Origin of the sequence: Anaerosporobacter sp. (assembly GCF_031551385.1) — a bacterium.
Lineage (GTDB): Bacteria > Bacillota > Clostridia > Lachnospirales > Lachnospiraceae > Anaerosporobacter.
Map to the genome: position 1 here is coordinate 97,050 of NZ_JAVBNS010000016.1, position 16,906 is coordinate 113,955.

The 16,906-nt window shown below is 35.5% G+C and carries 18 protein-coding genes, 2 tRNA genes and 1 riboswitch; all 20 genes read left to right on the forward strand.

The window, feature by feature from the left end:
* The first annotated feature begins 69 nt into the window (after positions 1 to 69).
* The 20 genes from prfB (at position 70) to RMR19_RS02840 (ending at position 16,655) form a co-directional block, all read left to right on the forward strand.
* A protein-coding gene (gene prfB, locus RMR19_RS02745; RefSeq protein ID WP_310601962.1) for a peptide chain release factor 2 occupies positions 70 to 1,192 on the forward strand; the annotation gives its coding sequence in 2 pieces (ribosomal slippage) (positions 70 to 144 and positions 146 to 1,192; 1,122 coding nt in all).
* A 2-nt stretch (positions 1,193 to 1,194) separates the two neighbouring features.
* Positions 1,195 to 1,662 carry a chemotaxis protein CheW gene (locus tag RMR19_RS02750; protein WP_310601963.1) on the forward strand — a complete coding sequence of 156 codons (468 nt, stop codon included), beginning with the start codon at positions 1,195 to 1,197 and terminating at the stop codon, positions 1,660 to 1,662.
* Between the two features lie 202 nt (positions 1,663 to 1,864).
* Positions 1,865 to 2,317 (forward strand): ACT domain-containing protein, encoded by a 453-nt coding sequence (locus tag RMR19_RS02755; RefSeq protein ID WP_310601964.1) that lies wholly within the window; start codon positions 1,865 to 1,867, stop codon positions 2,315 to 2,317.
* 4 nt (positions 2,318 to 2,321) lie between these two features.
* A complete protein-coding gene (locus RMR19_RS02760; RefSeq protein WP_310601965.1) occupies positions 2,322 to 3,536 on the forward strand; it encodes a homoserine dehydrogenase in 1,215 nt (404 codons plus the stop codon).
* A 15-nt stretch (positions 3,537 to 3,551) separates the two neighbouring features.
* The gene (locus RMR19_RS02765; protein WP_310601966.1) at positions 3,552 to 4,763 is read left to right on the forward strand and encodes a cofactor-independent phosphoglycerate mutase; all 1,212 of its coding nucleotides are present in this window, start codon (positions 3,552 to 3,554) and stop codon (positions 4,761 to 4,763) included.
* 38 nt (positions 4,764 to 4,801) lie between these two features.
* Positions 4,802 to 6,013, forward strand: coding sequence for an aspartate kinase (locus RMR19_RS02770; RefSeq protein WP_310601967.1), 1,212 nt, complete (start codon positions 4,802 to 4,804; stop codon positions 6,011 to 6,013).
* 189 nt (positions 6,014 to 6,202) lie between these two features.
* Positions 6,203 to 6,592: a hypothetical protein gene (locus RMR19_RS02775; RefSeq protein ID WP_310601968.1), complete on the forward strand. Its 390-nt coding sequence runs from the start codon at positions 6,203 to 6,205 to the stop codon at positions 6,590 to 6,592.
* Between the two features lie 14 nt (positions 6,593 to 6,606).
* Positions 6,607 to 8,769: a Tex family protein gene (locus RMR19_RS02780; protein WP_310601969.1), complete on the forward strand. Its 2,163-nt coding sequence runs from the start codon at positions 6,607 to 6,609 to the stop codon at positions 8,767 to 8,769.
* A gap of 126 nt (positions 8,770 to 8,895) precedes the next feature.
* Positions 8,896 to 9,015: riboswitch (FMN riboswitch) on the forward strand.
* Positions 9,016 to 9,178: 163 nt separating this feature from the next.
* Positions 9,179 to 9,802 (forward strand): ECF transporter S component, encoded by a 624-nt coding sequence (locus RMR19_RS02785; RefSeq protein ID WP_310601970.1) that lies wholly within the window; start codon positions 9,179 to 9,181, stop codon positions 9,800 to 9,802.
* A 125-nt stretch (positions 9,803 to 9,927) separates the two neighbouring features.
* Positions 9,928 to 10,440: a YcxB family protein gene (locus RMR19_RS02790; protein ID WP_310601971.1), complete on the forward strand. Its 513-nt coding sequence runs from the start codon at positions 9,928 to 9,930 to the stop codon at positions 10,438 to 10,440.
* A gap of 12 nt (positions 10,441 to 10,452) precedes the next feature.
* Positions 10,453 to 10,887, forward strand: a complete 435-nt coding sequence (tsaE, locus tag RMR19_RS02795) for a tRNA (adenosine(37)-N6)-threonylcarbamoyltransferase complex ATPase subunit type 1 TsaE (protein WP_310601972.1) — start codon at positions 10,453 to 10,455, stop codon at positions 10,885 to 10,887.
* Between the two features lie 117 nt (positions 10,888 to 11,004).
* The gene (tsaB, locus tag RMR19_RS02800; protein WP_310601981.1) at positions 11,005 to 11,721 is read left to right on the forward strand and encodes a tRNA (adenosine(37)-N6)-threonylcarbamoyltransferase complex dimerization subunit type 1 TsaB; all 717 of its coding nucleotides are present in this window, start codon (positions 11,005 to 11,007) and stop codon (positions 11,719 to 11,721) included.
* A gap of 18 nt (positions 11,722 to 11,739) precedes the next feature.
* Entirely contained in the window at positions 11,740 to 12,177 is a 438-nt protein-coding gene (gene rimI / locus RMR19_RS02805) for a ribosomal protein S18-alanine N-acetyltransferase (protein ID WP_310601973.1), read from the forward strand.
* 77 nt (positions 12,178 to 12,254) lie between these two features.
* Entirely contained in the window at positions 12,255 to 12,503 is a 249-nt protein-coding gene (locus RMR19_RS02810) for a hypothetical protein (protein WP_310601974.1), read from the forward strand.
* 213 nt (positions 12,504 to 12,716) lie between these two features.
* Positions 12,717 to 13,628: a ribonuclease Z gene (locus tag RMR19_RS02815; protein WP_310601975.1), complete on the forward strand. Its 912-nt coding sequence runs from the start codon at positions 12,717 to 12,719 to the stop codon at positions 13,626 to 13,628.
* A 60-nt stretch (positions 13,629 to 13,688) separates the two neighbouring features.
* Positions 13,689 to 14,276 (forward strand): DUF6715 family protein, encoded by a 588-nt coding sequence (locus RMR19_RS02820; protein WP_310601976.1) that lies wholly within the window; start codon positions 13,689 to 13,691, stop codon positions 14,274 to 14,276.
* 134 nt (positions 14,277 to 14,410) lie between these two features.
* The gene (gene tsaD, locus RMR19_RS02825) at positions 14,411 to 15,436 is read left to right on the forward strand and encodes a tRNA (adenosine(37)-N6)-threonylcarbamoyltransferase complex transferase subunit TsaD (RefSeq protein WP_310601977.1); all 1,026 of its coding nucleotides are present in this window, start codon (positions 14,411 to 14,413) and stop codon (positions 15,434 to 15,436) included.
* Between the two features lie 33 nt (positions 15,437 to 15,469).
* Positions 15,470 to 16,207, forward strand: coding sequence for a 2-C-methyl-D-erythritol 4-phosphate cytidylyltransferase (gene ispD, locus RMR19_RS02830; RefSeq protein ID WP_310601978.1), 738 nt, complete (start codon positions 15,470 to 15,472; stop codon positions 16,205 to 16,207).
* Between the two features lie 198 nt (positions 16,208 to 16,405).
* Positions 16,406 to 16,491: transfer RNA gene (locus RMR19_RS02835), tRNA-Ser, on the forward strand.
* Between the two features lie 75 nt (positions 16,492 to 16,566).
* A tRNA-Ser gene (locus tag RMR19_RS02840) sits at positions 16,567 to 16,655 on the forward strand.
* The last annotated feature ends 251 nt before the right edge of the window (positions 16,656 to 16,906 follow it).

Here is a 16,906-nt window from a genome sequence, read left to right on the forward strand (position 1 = left end):
GAAAAAGGGGACGGAGAATGTAAAACGTCTCCCTTTTTTAGATAATAAAGAATAGAAAGAGGTGAAATAGTGGTTGAATTAGATCAATACAAATATACATTAGGAACATATGAAAAACCACTAAAAGAAGTGGGGGATTCACTTTGACTTAGCAAATAAGAAGCTAAGAGTCCAAGAGATAGAAGAGATTATGGAGAAGTCCTCCTTCTGGGAAGATGCAAAAGCATCTCAGGATTATATGAAGGAGATAAAAGAGCTGAAATCGACAATTGAGACATATGATGCATTGATGCAAGCGTATGAAGACGTAGAAACTCTTATTATAATGGGGTATGAAGAGAGTGACCCTGAATTGGTTACAGAAGTAGAGGAAGCAATGAAGGAATTTGTTCAGGAGTTCGAAAACTTACGTGTTGCAACATTGTTGTCAGAGGAGTATGATAAAGATAACGCAATTATTACTTTGCATGCAGGTGCGGGTGGAACAGAAAGTTGCGATTGGGCTAATATGTTGTTTAGAATGTATCAACGATGGGCAGATAAGAAAGGCTTTACCACAGAAGTACTTGACTATTTAGATGGTGAAGAAGCTGGAGTGAAATCAGTTACATTGCAGGTAAATGGCGAAAATGCATACGGATACCTTAAATCAGAAAGAGGAGTACATCGTTTAGTACGTATTTCACCATTTAACGCGGCAGGAAAACGCCAAACATCGTTTGTTTCGTGTGATGTAATGCCAGACATAGAAGAAGACATTGATATAGAGATCAAGGATGATGATATCAGAATTGATACATATCGTGCAAGTGGTGCTGGTGGACAACATATAAACAAAACATCATCAGCGATTCGTATTACGCATATGCCATCTGGTATTGTAGTACAGTGTCAGAATGAACGATCACAATTTCAAAACAAAGATAAAGCGATGCAGATGTTAAAGGCGAAGCTCTATCTGTTAAGACAGCAAGAGAATATGGAAAAGGAATCTGGTATTCGTGGGGAACAGAAAGAAATTGGCTGGGGAAGTCAGATTCGTTCCTATGTAATGCAACCGTATACGATGGTAAAGGATCATAGAACAAATGAAGAAATAGGTAACGCGATTAGCGTACTTGATGGAAATATTGATCCTTTTATTAATGCATACTTGAAATGGATAAGTATGGAAAAAAATAAGGAGGAGTAAGTATGGATAACTCGAAGCAGGTTATATTTAAACTAGGAGATGAAGAGTTTGGAATAGGCATTCTTTATGTTAAAGCAATTGAAAAACATATGAACATTGTGCCAATACCAAATGCACCAACGTTTATAGAAGGAATTATTAATCTTAGAGGAGATGTTATTCCGGTATATAGTTTAAGAAGGAAATTTGGACTTCCTAAAAAGGCTATAGATGACAATACAAAATTGATTGTTACAAAATCAAACGATGTCATGATGGCATATGAAGTAGACGCTGTAAGTGAAATTGTTGAGATAAAAGAAGAGGCAATTCACAAAACACCTACGATTATTCGTACAGAGCAAACTGCATATATTGATTATGTAGCAGATGTGAATAAACGTTTAGTTGTATTGTTAAACTTAGATGGAATATTAAGTGAAGCAGAAAAAGGTGCAGTTGAAAAAATTATGGCAGAAGTGCAAGAATAGTCTAATAAAATAAATAAAGATGGGGTTTTGATGTAGATTTTGGTCGCTTGCGAGAATATATATCAGAAACTCATCTTTTTTTATGCATTTCGGAGAATATTTATAAAAAGGTTGCATTCAGAAATGAAGTGTGTTAATATCTTTCTAGGAAAAACAAGTGTATTTCCTATGCAAACACTAAAGTAGGTGAGTAGGAGCAGTTATGAATAATAAGTTAAAAGAGGATAAATACTTTATTGTAAAGAAAAAAGCCGTTCCTGAAGTACTTCTCAAAGTGGTTGAAGCAAAACATTTACTGGATTCAGAAAAGGCTATTACTGTCCAAGAGGCAACCGATGCAGTTGGAATAAGTCGAAGTTCGTTTTATAAATATAAAGACGATATCTTTCCGTTTCATGATAATTCCAGAGGTAAAACAATTACATTTATGCTACAAATGGATGATGAACCGGGGCTATTGTCACGAGTTTTAAATCTTGTTGCGGAGAATGGAGCAAATATATTGACAATACACCAGAGTATTCCGGTTAATGGGATTGCGATGGTTACAATTAGTGTGGAAGTTCTTCCATCAAGCGTAAGTTTATCTGTATTGATTGATGCAGTTGAAGAGTTAGATGGAATTCATTATTTAAAAATATTAGCTAGGGAGTGACAATATGATAAATATAGGTGTGTTAGGTTATGGAACAGTAGGTTCAGGTGTTATAGAGGTATTGAATACAAATCAAGAGAGCATTAATAAAAAAGCAGGAAGTGAAATTAACGTTAAATACGTATTAGACTTAAGAGATTTCCCAGAAGACCCAATTCAAGAAAAAATCGTTCATGATTACGATGTTATTTTAAATGATCCAGATGTGCAAATTATAGCGGAAGTAATGGGTGGGGTAGAACCAGCTTACACTTTTGTTAAGAAAGCATTACAAGCAGGTAAGAGCGTATGTACTTCTAATAAAGAATTAGTAGCAAAACATGGTGCTGAATTATTGGAACTTGCAAAGAGCAAGAATATTAACTTCTTATTTGAAGCAAGTGTTGGTGGCGGAATCCCAATTATCCGTCCATTAAATCAATCATTAACAGCAGATGAAATCGAAGAAATTACAGGAATCCTTAACGGGACAACAAACTACATCTTAACAAAGATGAGTAAAGAAGGTCTTGCATTTGATGAAGTATTAAAGGATGCACAAGAAAAAGGATATGCAGAACGTAATCCAGAAGCAGACGTAGAAGGATATGATGCATGTAGAAAAATTGCGATTTTATCATCGTTAGCGTTTGGTATGCAAGTGGATTATGAAGATGTTTATACAGAAGGAATTACTAAAATTACTGATGTAGATATGAAGTATGCGAAAGCATTAAATGCAAGTATTAAATTATTTGGAACAAGTAAGAAAGTAAATGATGAGGTGTTTGCTATGGTTGCGCCAATGATGGTTAGTGAAGAACATCCATTATCAGGTGTAAACGATGTATTCAATGGAATCTTTGTAAGTGGTAATGTACTTGGTGATGTCATGTTCTATGGTCGTGGAGCTGGTAAATTACCTACAGCAAGTGCAGTAGTTGCAGATATCGTAGATGCAGCAAAACATTTTGGAACGAATATAATGACTATATGGAGTAGCAAAAAATTAGAATTATCAGATATTAAACAAGCAGAACGTAAATTCTTTGTTCGTCTATCTGGAGATAAGAATAGCAATATCGCGAAAGTAAATGCACTTTTCGGAGAAGTTACAGATGTAGAAGAAGTGGTAGCTGGTGAATATGCATTTATCACAAACAAGATTACTGAAGGTGAATTTGCTGAGAAACAAACAGAGTTGACGAATATGATTAACAGAATTCGTGTTGATTTCTAAGAAAGGAAGAAGAACATGAAGTATATCGTAGTGCTAGGAGATGGAATGGCTGACGAACCAATTGAAGAGTTGGGAATGAAAACGCCACTTGAATATGCAAAAACACCAATGATGGATGAATTAGCAGTAAAATCAGAAATTGGTTTAGCAAAAACAATACCAGAAGGTATGAATCCAGGAAGTGATACAGCGAACCTTGCTGTGCTTGGATACTATCCTAAGAAATATTATACAGGACGTTCGCCACTAGAAGCATTAAGCATTGGTGTGGATATGAACACAACAGATATTGCATTACGTTGCAATATTGTAACTGTTTCAGAAGACGACCTTCCTTATGAAGAAAAGACAATTATTGATCATAGTTCAAGTGAGATATCTACAGAAGACGCAACAGTTCTACTAGAAGCTGTTCGTGCGGAATTAGAAACAGATATCTACAAATACTATGTAGGAACAAGTTATAGACATCTAACAATATGGGATAAAGGAGAGGTTGTAGATTTAACACCACCTCACGATATTCTTACTAGAGTAATTGGTGAGTATTTACCAAAAGATGAAAAACTAAAAGAAATGATGAAGAAAAGTTATGACATCTTAAATAACCATCCATTAAATGTTGAAAGAGCTAAAAAAGGCTTGAATAAAGCAAATTCAATTTGGTTCTGGGGTGCAGGAACTAGACCAGCACTTGATTCCTTTGAAGAAAAGACAGGTAAAAAGGGAGCTATGATTTCTGCAGTAGATTTATTAAAAGGAATCGCTGTTGGAGCAAGTATGGTGAATGTTGAAGTAGAAGGTGCAGATGGTACATTGCATACGAACTACGAAGGCAAAGCTCATGCAGCAGTAAAAGTATTGATGGAAGACGGTTGTGATTTCGTATACGTTCATGTAGAAGCTCCAGATGAAATGGGACACCAAGGAAGTACTACGAACAAAATCACAGCAATTGAAGCTTTAGATCAAAGAGTAATTAAAATTATCAAAGATGAAATGGATGCGACAAATGAGCCGTACAGAATGCTTATTATGCCAGATCATCCTACACCAATTCGTTGTAGAACACATACAAGTGACCCTGTTCCATACATTTTGTATGACAGTACTGCTGATAAGGCAGCTACATGGCATTATAACGAAAGAGAAGCAAAAGATAGTGGAAACTATGTAGAAGAAGGATATAAGATGATTAATAAATTACTGACAGGTGAGCAGGAATAATCATTCTAAATATATGTTTATAATAATAGGAGGCAGTTATGCTAATAGTAAAAAAATTTGGCGGAACATCTGTAGCGGACAAAGAGAGAATCTTTAATGTTGCAAGAAGATGTGTTGATGAGTATCAAAAAGGCAATCAAGTAGTTGTTGTATTATCTGCAATGGGTAAACAGACAGATGTACTTTTAGATATGGCTAAAGATATTAATCCAAAGGCATCTAAAAGAGAGTTGGATATGTTGCTAACAACTGGTGAGCAAACTTCTGTAGCACTTATGGCTATGGCTATGAATTCATTAGGAGTTCCAGCCGTTTCATTGAATGCATTCCAAGTAGCGATGCACACAACTTCTGTATACGGTAATTCAAGATTAAAACGTATGGATACAGAAAGAATTAAGCATGAGCTTGAAGAAAATAAAATCGTTGTTATTACAGGTTTCCAAGGTGTAAATCAATATGATGATTACACTACACTTGGAAGAGGCGGTTCTGATACAACTGCAGTTGCTCTTGCAGCAGCATTACATGCAGATGCATGTGAAATCTACACAGATGTAGATGGTGTATATACAGCAGATCCAAGAATTGTAAAAACTGCAAAGAAACTTGATGAAATCACTTATGATGAGATGTTGGACCTAGCAACATTAGGAGCTGGAGTTCTACATAACAGATCAGTAGAAATGGCTAAGAAATATGGAGTGCCACTAATAGTGCGTTCAAGTTTAAATACATCAGAAGGAACGGTTGTTAAGGAGGAAGTTAAAATGGAAAAAATGTTAGTAAGTGGAGTAGCAACAGATAGAAATGTAGCACGTATTTCGGTAGTAGGATTACAAGATACACCAGGTGTAGCATTCAAATTATTCAATCATTTAGCAAATCACAATATCAATGTAGATATTATTCTTCAATCAATCGGACGTGAAGGAACAAAGGATATCAGTTTCACAGTAACAGAAGATTCTGTAGATGAAGCAGTTGAAATTATCAAGAGACATAGCGAAGGAAGCTTAAAATGTCAATCATTAGACGTTGAAAGAAACGTAGCAAAAGTATCAATCGTTGGTGCTGGTATGATGTCAAACCCAGGTGTAGCAGCGAAGATGTTTGAAGCATTATACGGAGTACAAGTAAACATTAAGATGATTGCAACATCAGAAATCCGTGTAACAGTATTAATTGATGATAAATCAGTAGAAGTTGCAGCAAATGCAGTTCATGAAGCATTCACATTAGGATTATAATAACTAGATAATAGATAAAACAACCTGCCAAAGATGTAGTAGAAATATACATCTTGTGGCAGGTTTTTGATTCACGAGAAAGACTATTTACATATTTTTTTAATAGTTATTTAATTGTATTTTTGCTAATTTAGCATTATTATTTCTAGTAACTTCAAATTAAAAGCACTAGAAAGTGAGGAGATTGGTATGAATTGGTTAAGAAAAGTTATGAATGGTAGGTATGGAGTGGATCAATTATCTATTGCACTTCTTGTAATTTCGGTTATACTAACAATAGTGGGAATTTTTCCAAAAGTGCATGTGTTTTCAACATTGGCAATAATTCCAATGATACTTTGCTATCTTAGAATATTTTCAAGAAATATAAGAAAAAGATATGAGGAGAACCAGAAGTTTTTGAACTTTTGGAATCCAATTCGTAATACATTCAAGAAGAAAGCAGAACGTAGCAAAGATAAGGCACATCGATTATATAAATGTCCAAAGTGCGGAAAGACTGTACGTGTTCCAAAAGGAAAAGGGAAGATTTGTATTACTTGCCCGATATGTAAAGAAGAATTTATAAGAAAGTCGTAAAGGAGTTTGTATACATGGATATATTGAAACAGTTAAAAGATGAATTGGGAATCAAACTGGAGCAGGTAGAAGCTACGGTTAAGTTGATTGATGAAGGTAATACCATTCCGTTTATTGCGAGATACCGTAAGGAAGTAACAGGGTCGTTAAATGATGAAGTATTGCGTAATTTACACGAACGTTTGTTATATCTACGTAATCTTGAAGATAAAAAGGCATCTGTACTTGCTAGTATAGAAGAGCAAGGAAAACTTACAGAAGAATTAAAGAAGCAGATTCTAGGTGCAGCTACCTTGGTGGTCGTAGAAGATTTGTATCGCCCTTACAGACCAAAGAGAAGAACAAGAGCAACCATTGCAAAGGAAAAGGGGCTAGAACCACTTGCAAATCTAATTATGATGCAGATGTTAACTAAATCGGTTGAAGAAGAGGCTGTAGCTTTCTTGTCTGAGGAGAAAGAGGTACTTACGGTAGAAGATGCAATTGCTGGTGCGATGGACATTATAGCAGAAAGCATTTCGGACGAAGCAAACTATCGTATCTATATTCGTAAAGCTACAATGCAAGAAGGAACGATTACATCGGTAGCCAAAGATGAAAAGACTGAGTCTGTATATGAGATGTATTATAACTTTGAAGAAACAATAGCAAAGATTGCTGGGCATCGAGTACTTGCACTAAATCGTGGAGAAGCAGAAAAGATATTAACGGTGAAAGTAAATGCACCAGTAGAAAAGATTTTAAGATATCTTGAGAAGCAAGTTATCAATAAAGATAATGCCTATACAACGAATATACTAATAAAAGTAGTGGAAGATAGTTATAATCGCTTAATTGCACCTGCAATTGAAAGAGAAGTTCGTAATGAGTTAACAGAAAAAGCGGAAGATGGAGCAATTCGAGTATTTGGAAAGAACTTGGAGCAACTTCTTATGCAACCTCCAATTGTGGGACAAAATGTACTTGGTTGGGACCCGGCATTTCGTACAGGCTGTAAGTTAGCAGTAGTGGACCAAACAGGAAAAGTATTAGATACAACAGTTATATATCCAACAGCGCCTCAAAACAAAGTGGAAGAGGCGAAGAAAGTAGTAAAAGCATTAATAGAGAAATATAATATTACATTAATTTCAATTGGTAACGGAACAGCCTCAAGAGAATCAGAATTGATTGTATCAGAAATGATTAAAGAGATGAACCGTCCAGTTCAATATATTATTGTAAATGAAGCAGGAGCAAGTGTTTATTCTGCAAGTAAATTAGCAACAGAAGAGTTTCCTAACTTTGATGTAGGTCAAAGAAGTGCAGCATCCATTGCAAGAAGACTTCAAGATCCACTTGCGGAACTTGTTAAGATTGAACCAAAAGCAATCGGTGTAGGGCAATATCAACATGATATGAACCAGAAGAAGCTTGGCGAAGCGTTATCAGGTGTTGTAGAGGGTAGTGTTAATAAAGTAGGGGTAGACCTTAATACAGCAAGTGCCTCTTTGCTTGAATATATATCTGGTATTACAAAAGTGATAGCAAAGAATATTGTTGCTTACCGAGAAGAAAACGGAATGTTTGTAAATCGTAAACAACTACTAAAAGTTGCAAAACTTGGGCCAAAGGCATATGAGCAATGTGCTGGATTTATGAGAATAGCAGAAGGAGATAATCCATTAGATGCGACAAGTGTACATCCGGAGACATATGATGCAGCAAAATCATTATTAAAAATGCTTGGATATACATTAGAAGATATTGCAAGAAAAGATGAGACAGGAAAACCAGTATTATCAAGACTTAGTAGTAAGATTGTAGATAAAACGAAAATTGCAGATGAATTAGGAATCGGAACAATTACATTAGAAGATATTGTGAAGGAATTAGAGAAACCGGCAAGAGACCCTAGAGAAGAGATGCCAAAGCCAATTCTTCGTACTGATGTATTAGCGATGGAAGATTTAATGCCAGATATGGTTTTGAAAGGCACAGTAAGAAATGTTATTGATTTTGGTGCGTTTGTTGATATCGGAGTTCATCAAGATGGACTTGTTCATATTTCACAATTAACAGATAAGAAGTTTGTAAAACATCCACTTGATGTTGTAAGTGTTGGAGATATCGTTGATGTTAAAGTTATGTCTGTAGATTTGGCAAAGAAACGAATTCAGTTAACTATGAAGATGTAACTCAAGGCGATATTGACAAAACAAAAGAAAATGTATAATATAATCTTAGTAGATTAATAATGTTGATTGCAATCTAAAATCCATTGTTGATTTAAGTAACAAAATGTTACAAAGAACGAAAATAGAATAGTTCTTCGGGGCAGGGTGAAATTCCCGATCGGCGGTTAAAGTCCGTGAGCTACGTAATGTGGCTGATTTGGTGCAATTCCAAAACCGACAGTATAGTCTGGATGAGAGAAGAGAAAATTAGAGATTATTAATAGGATAGCAATGGAGTTATGTTGAAAGAGATTTTTAACATAATAAAGTTATTATTAATAATTACTGATGTATATGCCCTGAATGGAACCATTCGGGGCTTTTTTTATTCATAGAAAAGTGCCCCAAAGCAAAAAAAGGAGAGGTTACTATGACAGAAAGAACAAATCAATTGAAGACGGGAATGTCTTCAGCAACAAAAGAATTATTTTCAACAAAAAATCTTGTAATGATAGCATTTTTATCTGCGCTTGCATATGTATTGATGTTAATTCATTTGCCGTTCAAGTTTATAGGTTTTCTTGAGTTGGAGTTTAGCGATGTGCCAGCGGTTGTCGGAGGTATATTCTACGGGCCAGCAGTAGGTGTTGTCATTGAATTAATTAAGAACTTAATTAAAGCAGTTACAGCAACAACAACAGGATGTGTTGGTGAATTTGCAAACTTTGTAATTGGTTCAGCGTTTGTGATACCAGCATGTATGTTATTTAGAAAACTAAAAGGGAAAAAACGTGCTTTTGTTTCGTTTGGAGCAGCAACAGTATCAATGGTATTGGTAGGGGCATTGGTAAACTACTTTATAATGATTCCGCTCTATGCAACAATGTTCGGCGGAATGGGTACAGTAGTTGCCGTATCATCAAAGATGGTACCAGCAATTAAAGACTTAGCAACAGTTGTATTATTTGGTATTACACCATTTAATTTTGTAAAGGGGATTGTTCTTGGAGTCGTAAGTTACTATATCCATAAACCACTTAGAAACAGGATTTAGTTATCGTGAACGATTTGTATGAACAGCAACAGGATTTAGTGGATTAACCGTTGTCTTTTTGCTAGTATCTGCTATAATACAAATAGAAATACAAGTCTATGATTACGAAAGGCGGCAACTTGCAAATGGATAAAAAGGTAAATTTAAAGATTGAACTAAAAGTATCAGATATGTATGAATTTTTATTAAGACATGCGTATACTAGTATATCTGGATTAATCGGTGTAGGAATTAGTCTAGTGGCATTGGTATTTTTCTTTATAGGACTTAAAGACTCAGATGCGTATCAAAGCGTATTGTTATTATTAATAGCGTCATTATTCACTATAATAAATCCAATTCAACTACGATTAAAGGCAAAACAACAAGTATGTTTGAACCCTATGTTCAAAATTCCACTGGAATATGAATTTAGTGAGACGGGTATTGTTGTTAAACAAAATGAGGAACAAGCTGAATTAGTTTGGGCTGATACCTTTAAAGTAGTGGAAACTAAAAGTCTGATTATTATTTATTTCTCAAAAGTAACAGGATATATCCTTCCGAAATCCCAGATGGGAGAGCAGAAAGAAACGCTCATGGAATTAATTAAGGGTAATGTTGATGCGAAATACTGTAAGTTTAGAGGAAGTAAATAGATTGGAGTTAGTATGGTTATAGATAGTTTTAATGAAAAAGAGACATATCAATTGGGATATGATCTTGGAAAAAAAGCAAATAAAAAAGATATATTTTGTCTTCTAGGAGATTTAGGAGTTGGGAAGACCGTTTTTACTCAAGGATTTGCAGATGGGTTACAAATAGAAGAGCCCATTTGCAGTCCTACTTTTACAATTGTACAAGAGTATCAATCGGGAAGAATGCCGTTTTATCATTTTGATGTATATCGAATTGCGGATGTTGAAGAAATGGACGAAATCGGCTATGAAGATTATTTCTATGGTGAAGGGGTATGCCTTATTGAGTGGGCAAATCTTATAGAAGAGATTTTGCCAGAGAACTATACTGTAATTAAGATAGAGAAAGAATTAGAAAAGGGATTTGACTACAGGAAAATAACAGTTGGTGAAGCAAACTTAGTATAGATTGGAGTAAGTTGAAAGAAAATACACATAAAGGAGACCGTGCATCCCATGGATTCTTTCAACTGTACGTATATGGGCAGTATCACAAGCGGGCTTGTGATATGCATGGGTTTAAATATGAGAATCTTAGCAATAGATAGTTCGGGATTAGTTGCATCTGTAGCGATTGTTTCCGAAAATGAATTAATAGGAGAATATACAGTTAATTTTAAGAAAACACATTCACAGACATTACTACCAATGTTAGATGCTGTTGTGAAGATGGTAGAACTGGATTTAAAAGATATTGATGCAATTGCAGTTGCTATGGGACCAGGATCATTTACAGGGCTTAGAATTGGCTCGTCTACAGCAAAAGGACTTGGATTAGCACTGAATAAGCCGATTATTGAAGTGCCAACAGTAGATGGGTTGGCTTATAATATTGGAGCTACTGATTATATGATTTGCCCTTTAATGGATGCAAAGAGAAATCAAGTGTATACTGGGCTTTATGAATATGTAGATGGCAAGTTTGAAGTTGTTAAACCAGAATGTGCGGTTGCACTTGCAGATATTCTTGATGAAATCAATGTAAAAGGTAAGAAAGTTATTTTCCTAGGTGATGGTGTACCTGTTTATGAAGAGCAGATTGCAGAATATACGAAAGTACCATATGTCTTTGCACCAATACATTTGGCTAGACAAAGAGCGGGAGCGATTGGAGCACTTGCATGCAAATATTACGAAGAAGGTAAGACGGTTGCAGCAAGAGAGCATAAACCAGAATATTTAAGATTATCACAAGCGGAAAGAGAGCTTGCGGAAAAGAATAAAGCAAAACAAGAAGCGTAGTATGAAGGAGCAAGAATAGTGTTTACGATTAGACGAATGGAAGAGCGAGATTTAGAACAAGTAGTTGAGATGGAAAAGAATATCTTTTCTGACCCTTGGAGTAGAACGTCTTTTTTGGATTCGCTAAATCAAGACATGTGTATGTATCTTGTTGTAAGTAAACAAGAAGAAATAGTAGCATACAGTGGAGTATATGTTATTCAAGATGAAGGACAGATTACAAATGTAGCTGTGAAAGCAGATTACCGGAATGAGCATATAGCCACAGATATGTTAAATGAGTTAATAAAGAGAGCAGAAGATAAAGGTGCGCAGGATTTTACGTTAGAAGTAAGAGAAAGCAATGGCGCAGCAATTCATCTATATGAAAAGTTAGGTTTTAAGAGTGTAGGAACTAGAAAGAACTTCTACGAAAATCCCTTGGAAGACGCAATGATTATGTGGCGTTACAAGTAATTACCACTACAATATATGAATATTTTCTTGTATAATATAGTTATCTGGTTGGCGTGCAATGGCGGGAGGGATAAGTAGTGAAGTTGTTAAAAGATGTGCAGGACGTAAAGAACAAAGAAATATGTTGTAATGCATGTGGGAAAAAAATAAAAGTAGAACATGGCATATTGAAGGAAGATGTTTTTAATGCGGAGAAAGAATGGGGATATTTTTCTCAGAAAGATTTGCAGGTCCACACATTTAATATATGCGAAAAATGTTATAACAAAATGGTTTCTAACTTTGTAATTCCGGTTGAGATCTCCTCAAAAAGAGAAGTCATGTAAGGAAGAGTAGGCAAGAGATCGTGATAATTGAATATTGCATGATGGAATGGAATTGTATATGACAAATGTTTGCAACTTTAAGGCGGACATGCGTTATATACAATTTTTTATTGTCTCGTTCATTGAAGAATCTCCTAAAATGTGTTAAGATGTAGTCGAAATGTTAATAATACAGAGAGAAAAACCGATAATTAATATAAGAGAGGATAATAGATGTTAGATGTATGTTTGCTAGGTACAGGAGGCATGATGCCCCTACCGAATAGATGGTTAACAGCGTTAATGACTAGATTAAATGGAAGTAGTTTATTAATAGACTGTGGTGAAGGAACGCAAATAGCGATAAGGGAAAAAGGTTGGAGTGTTCATCCGATAGATGTAATCTGTTTTACTCACTATCACGGAGATCATATTAGTGGATTACCAGGTTTGCTATTGTCTATGGGGAATTCGGATCGTACAGAGCCAGTAATAATGATTGGGCCAAAGGGACTTGAGAGAGTTGTTAGTGCACTTCGAGTGATTGCACCTGAATTACCATTTGAAATTATCTATAAAGAAATTACAGGTGCAGAAGAGATATTTGAAGTTAACGATTATGTAATAAAAGCATTTCGAGTAAGTCACAATATTACTTGTTACGGATATAGTATTCAGGTGTTGCGTGCAGGTAAATTCAGACCAGAAAAAGCGAGCGAGAATAATGTACCACAAAAATACTGGAGCCGCTTGCAAAAAGGGGAACTAATTGAAGAAGATGGAAGATGCTTTACACCAGATATGGTTCTAGGAGAAACACGTCGAGGAATTAAGCTAACCTATTGTACGGATACGAGACCAGTTCCAAGTATTGCAGAGAATGCAGAGAGTTCAGATTTGTTTATCTGTGAAGGTATGTATGGCGAAAAAGGTATGGAAGAAAAAGCAATTGCACATAAGCATATGACTTTTAAGGAGGCGGCTACATTAGCAGAACAAGCGCAAGTAAAAGAAATGTGGCTTACGCATTATAGTCCATCATTAATTCGACCAGATGAATTTTTGGAAGATGTGCGGGGAATATTCCGTAATACAAAAACAGCGCGGGACGGAAAGTCAAAGACATTATTATTTGACGAAGAGTAAATGTGTAGGTACGATAATTATTTAGAGTGACTACTAAAATATAAGTAAGGGGGAATCGGTATGGCAACAAGCAAAAAAGAACAACGCAATAAGGTATTGATTATTATTATTGGAACAATTGTGTTAGTAGGATTGTATTTGTTTTTTTCAAATCAGAACAATAAGAAGAGAGAACAAGCAGTGATAGCGGAACAGGTGCAAAAAATATTGGATAGTGATATAGAGATGGATTATCCAAGTAGTCCTCGTGAAGTAATCATACAGTTTAATAAAATACTTGCATGTTACTATAAAGAAAAATTAGATGATGATACGCTTAAAAAGCTTATGGCTCAAGAAAGAGTATTGTTTGATCAGCAATTATTGGATCAGAATTCAATAGAGAATCAATTAAAGGATTTGAAAGCGGAAATTCTTGATTTTCAAAAGGCAAAGAGATCAATCGTGACTAGTACTGTAGCAAAGAGCAGTTCAGTTGAGTATGAGACTAAAGATGGTAAGGAATACGCTAGCATAATTGCATCCTATACATTAAAAGATAGCGAAGTGGTGAAAACTTATGAAAAATATATATTAAGAAAAGACGATCAAGGGAAGTGGAGAATACTAGGGTGGGAGGTAACTTCTTCAACAGATACTAGTAAGTAATTGAACGTTAATTGTAAAGTAGGATATTGATAATAAAGTAGAAAGTAGTATAATAGGGCATGAATGTAGAGGGCAGACTTTACATGAGTGCCCTATCTGTCGGTATAATGAGAAAACCATTGAGGAGATAACATATGGAAAAGGATATATTAATTTTAGGAATTGAATCGTCTTGTGATGAGACGGCAGCAGCAGTCGTAAGAAACGGACGAGAAGTTTTATCAAATGTCATTTCATCTCAAATAGACCTTCATAAATTATATGGTGGAGTAGTGCCAGAAATTGCATCGAGAAAACATATAGACAAGATTAATCAAGTAATCGAAGAGGCAATGGAGGAAGCAGGTGTTACGTTTGATGATATTGATGCAATTGGTGTAACGTATGGACCAGGTTTAGTGGGGGCATTATTAGTAGGTGTTGCAGAAGCGAAAGCAATTAGTTATGCAACGGGAATTCCACTTGTAGGAACGCATCATATTGAGGGACATGTATCTGCGAATTATATAGAGAACAAAGAATTAGAACCACCATTTTTATGCCTAATTGTTTCTGGTGGACATACGCATTTGGTAATTGTAAAAGAATACGGTAAGTATGAGATTATAGGAAGAACAAGAGATGATGCAGCAGGTGAGGCATTTGATAAAGTGGCAAGAGCAATTGGTCTTGGATATCCGGGAGGACCAAAGATTGATGCACTTTCTAAAGAAGGTAATGCTAAGGCTATTACATTTCCACGTGCACATGTTGAAGGAGCACCTTTGGATTTCAGTTTTAGTGGAGTAAAATCTGCAGTTTTGAATCATCTTAATCAGTGCGAGATGAAAGGGATTGAAGTGAATCGTGCAGATATTGCAGCATCATTCCAAGATGCAGTAGTAGATGCTCTTGTATCTAAGACGATGGAAGCAGCGAAAGAATATGGAATGACTAAAATTGCACTAGCAGGTGGAGTTGCATCAAACAAGGGACTTAGAAGTGCAATGGAAGAGACGTGTAAAAAGAATGGTCTGTCATTGTTCTATCCATCACCTATCTATTGTACAGATAATGCGGCGATGATTGCTTCGGCTGCGTATTATGAATATAAAAATGGAACAAGACATGGTCTTGATTTGAATGCAGTTCCCAATTTGAAGATTGGACAAAGACAATAGAAAATAGAATTTGTGGGAAGGATGTGCATTGGATTGAAGAAAGATAATTATATAGCGATTGTATTGGCAGCAGGTCAAGGAAGTAGGATGCGGTCTGATGTAGCAAAGCAATATATGACGATATACGATAAGCCCATGCTGTATTACTCACTAAAAGTATTTCAAGAAAGCGATATTGATGAAATTGTATTAGTTGTAGGGGATCAAGAAGCAGATTATTGTAGGGAACATATCGTAGAGTATTATGGTTTTGATAAGGTCAAGGCAATTGCTATTGGAGGAAAAGAGAGATATCTTTCTGTATATAATGCATTATTGGTTGCTGAGGAACGAAGAAGTAAGGGTGTCTATGATGGAGAACATCAATATGTATTAATACACGATTCGGCGAGACCGCTTATTACAAGCAAGATAATAGAAGACACAATGCAAGAAGTAGTGACTTATAATGCAGTAGTAGTAGCTGTTCCTAGTAAAGATACAATAAAGATAGCAGATGAAACCGGGATCATAAAGAATACCCCGAAAAGAAGCCAGACATATATAATACAGACCCCACAAGCATTTGAGTTTAACTTGTTGAAACAATCATATCAAGAGACAATGAAGCATACTGATCTTGAAATAACAGATGATGCGATGATTGTTGAACATGGGAGTCATCATAGTATTAAAATTGTAGAGGGAGACTATAAGAATATTAAAGTAACAACCCCGGAAGATATAGCAATAGCGGAAATGCTAATGAAGGTATCATGTGTAATTGCATAAAGATAGTCAATTGTTTGAATAATAAAAAAAATTGCGAAATCAGTATTGACTTTGCTTTTTCATAATGATATACTATTGAATGTCGCTAATGCAGATTGTGAGTTTTATCTAGTATAAAATGATGATTTTTAATTTGCGATAATGCAAAAAAGGCTTGACAATGAAATTTAGAAATGGTATACTGTTCAAGCAACACATGGAGAGGTGTCCGAGTGGTTTAAGGAGCTGGTCTTGAAAACCAGTGATTCCGAAAGGGACCGTGGGTTCGAATCCCACCTTCTCCGTCGCAACGAATAATGGATTGCGAACAATACTAACATGATGTGTTAGTAATTGTAATCAATCAGCTTGGTTTACTTGGAGAAGTACCCAAGAGGTTGAAGGGGCTCCCCTGGAAAGGGAGTAGGTCGTTAATAGCGGCGCGTGGGTTCAAATCCCACCTTCTCCGTACAACTTCAATGGGTTTCAAGAAAATTTAAAAAAGTGGTTGACAAGCTTAGGCGCTTGTGATAAACTATTCAAGCTGAATTTAAATAGAACATTGAAAACTAAACAGTGAAACAACCCTGAAAATTCTAAACGTATCACAAAGTGATGCAAAAGATTTTCAAAAAATATATGTACTTTTAGTACACAGTAACAAGATGAACAAGTTCATCTTAAAAAAACGGAAACAAATAGCCAGTTTGGTTAGTTGAT

What these genes read in the sequence shown, in the direction of transcription:
- RMR19_RS02750 (WP_310601963.1), top strand. Translation starts at nt 1,195, where the DNA reads ATGGATAACTCGAAGCAGGTTATATTTAAACTAGGAGATGAAGAGTTT.
- RMR19_RS02755 (WP_310601964.1), top strand. Translation starts at nt 1,865, where the DNA reads ATGAATAATAAGTTAAAAGAGGATAAATACTTTATTGTAAAGAAAAAA.
- RMR19_RS02760 (WP_310601965.1), top strand. Translation starts at nt 2,322, where the DNA reads ATGATAAATATAGGTGTGTTAGGTTATGGAACAGTAGGTTCAGGTGTT.
- RMR19_RS02765 (WP_310601966.1), top strand. Translation starts at nt 3,552, where the DNA reads ATGAAGTATATCGTAGTGCTAGGAGATGGAATGGCTGACGAACCAATT.
- RMR19_RS02770 (WP_310601967.1), top strand. Translation starts at nt 4,802, where the DNA reads ATGCTAATAGTAAAAAAATTTGGCGGAACATCTGTAGCGGACAAAGAG.
- RMR19_RS02775 (WP_310601968.1), top strand. Translation starts at nt 6,203, where the DNA reads ATGAATTGGTTAAGAAAAGTTATGAATGGTAGGTATGGAGTGGATCAA.
- RMR19_RS02780 (WP_310601969.1), top strand. Translation starts at nt 6,607, where the DNA reads ATGGATATATTGAAACAGTTAAAAGATGAATTGGGAATCAAACTGGAG.
- RMR19_RS02785 (WP_310601970.1), top strand. Translation starts at nt 9,179, where the DNA reads ATGACAGAAAGAACAAATCAATTGAAGACGGGAATGTCTTCAGCAACA.
- RMR19_RS02790 (WP_310601971.1), top strand. Translation starts at nt 9,928, where the DNA reads ATGGATAAAAAGGTAAATTTAAAGATTGAACTAAAAGTATCAGATATG.
- tsaE (WP_310601972.1), top strand. Translation starts at nt 10,453, where the DNA reads ATGGTTATAGATAGTTTTAATGAAAAAGAGACATATCAATTGGGATAT.
- tsaB (WP_310601981.1), top strand. Translation starts at nt 11,005, where the DNA reads ATGAGAATCTTAGCAATAGATAGTTCGGGATTAGTTGCATCTGTAGCG.
- RMR19_RS02815 (WP_310601975.1), top strand. Translation starts at nt 12,717, where the DNA reads ATGTTAGATGTATGTTTGCTAGGTACAGGAGGCATGATGCCCCTACCG.
- RMR19_RS02820 (WP_310601976.1), top strand. Translation starts at nt 13,689, where the DNA reads ATGGCAACAAGCAAAAAAGAACAACGCAATAAGGTATTGATTATTATT.
- tsaD (WP_310601977.1), top strand. Translation starts at nt 14,411, where the DNA reads ATGGAAAAGGATATATTAATTTTAGGAATTGAATCGTCTTGTGATGAG.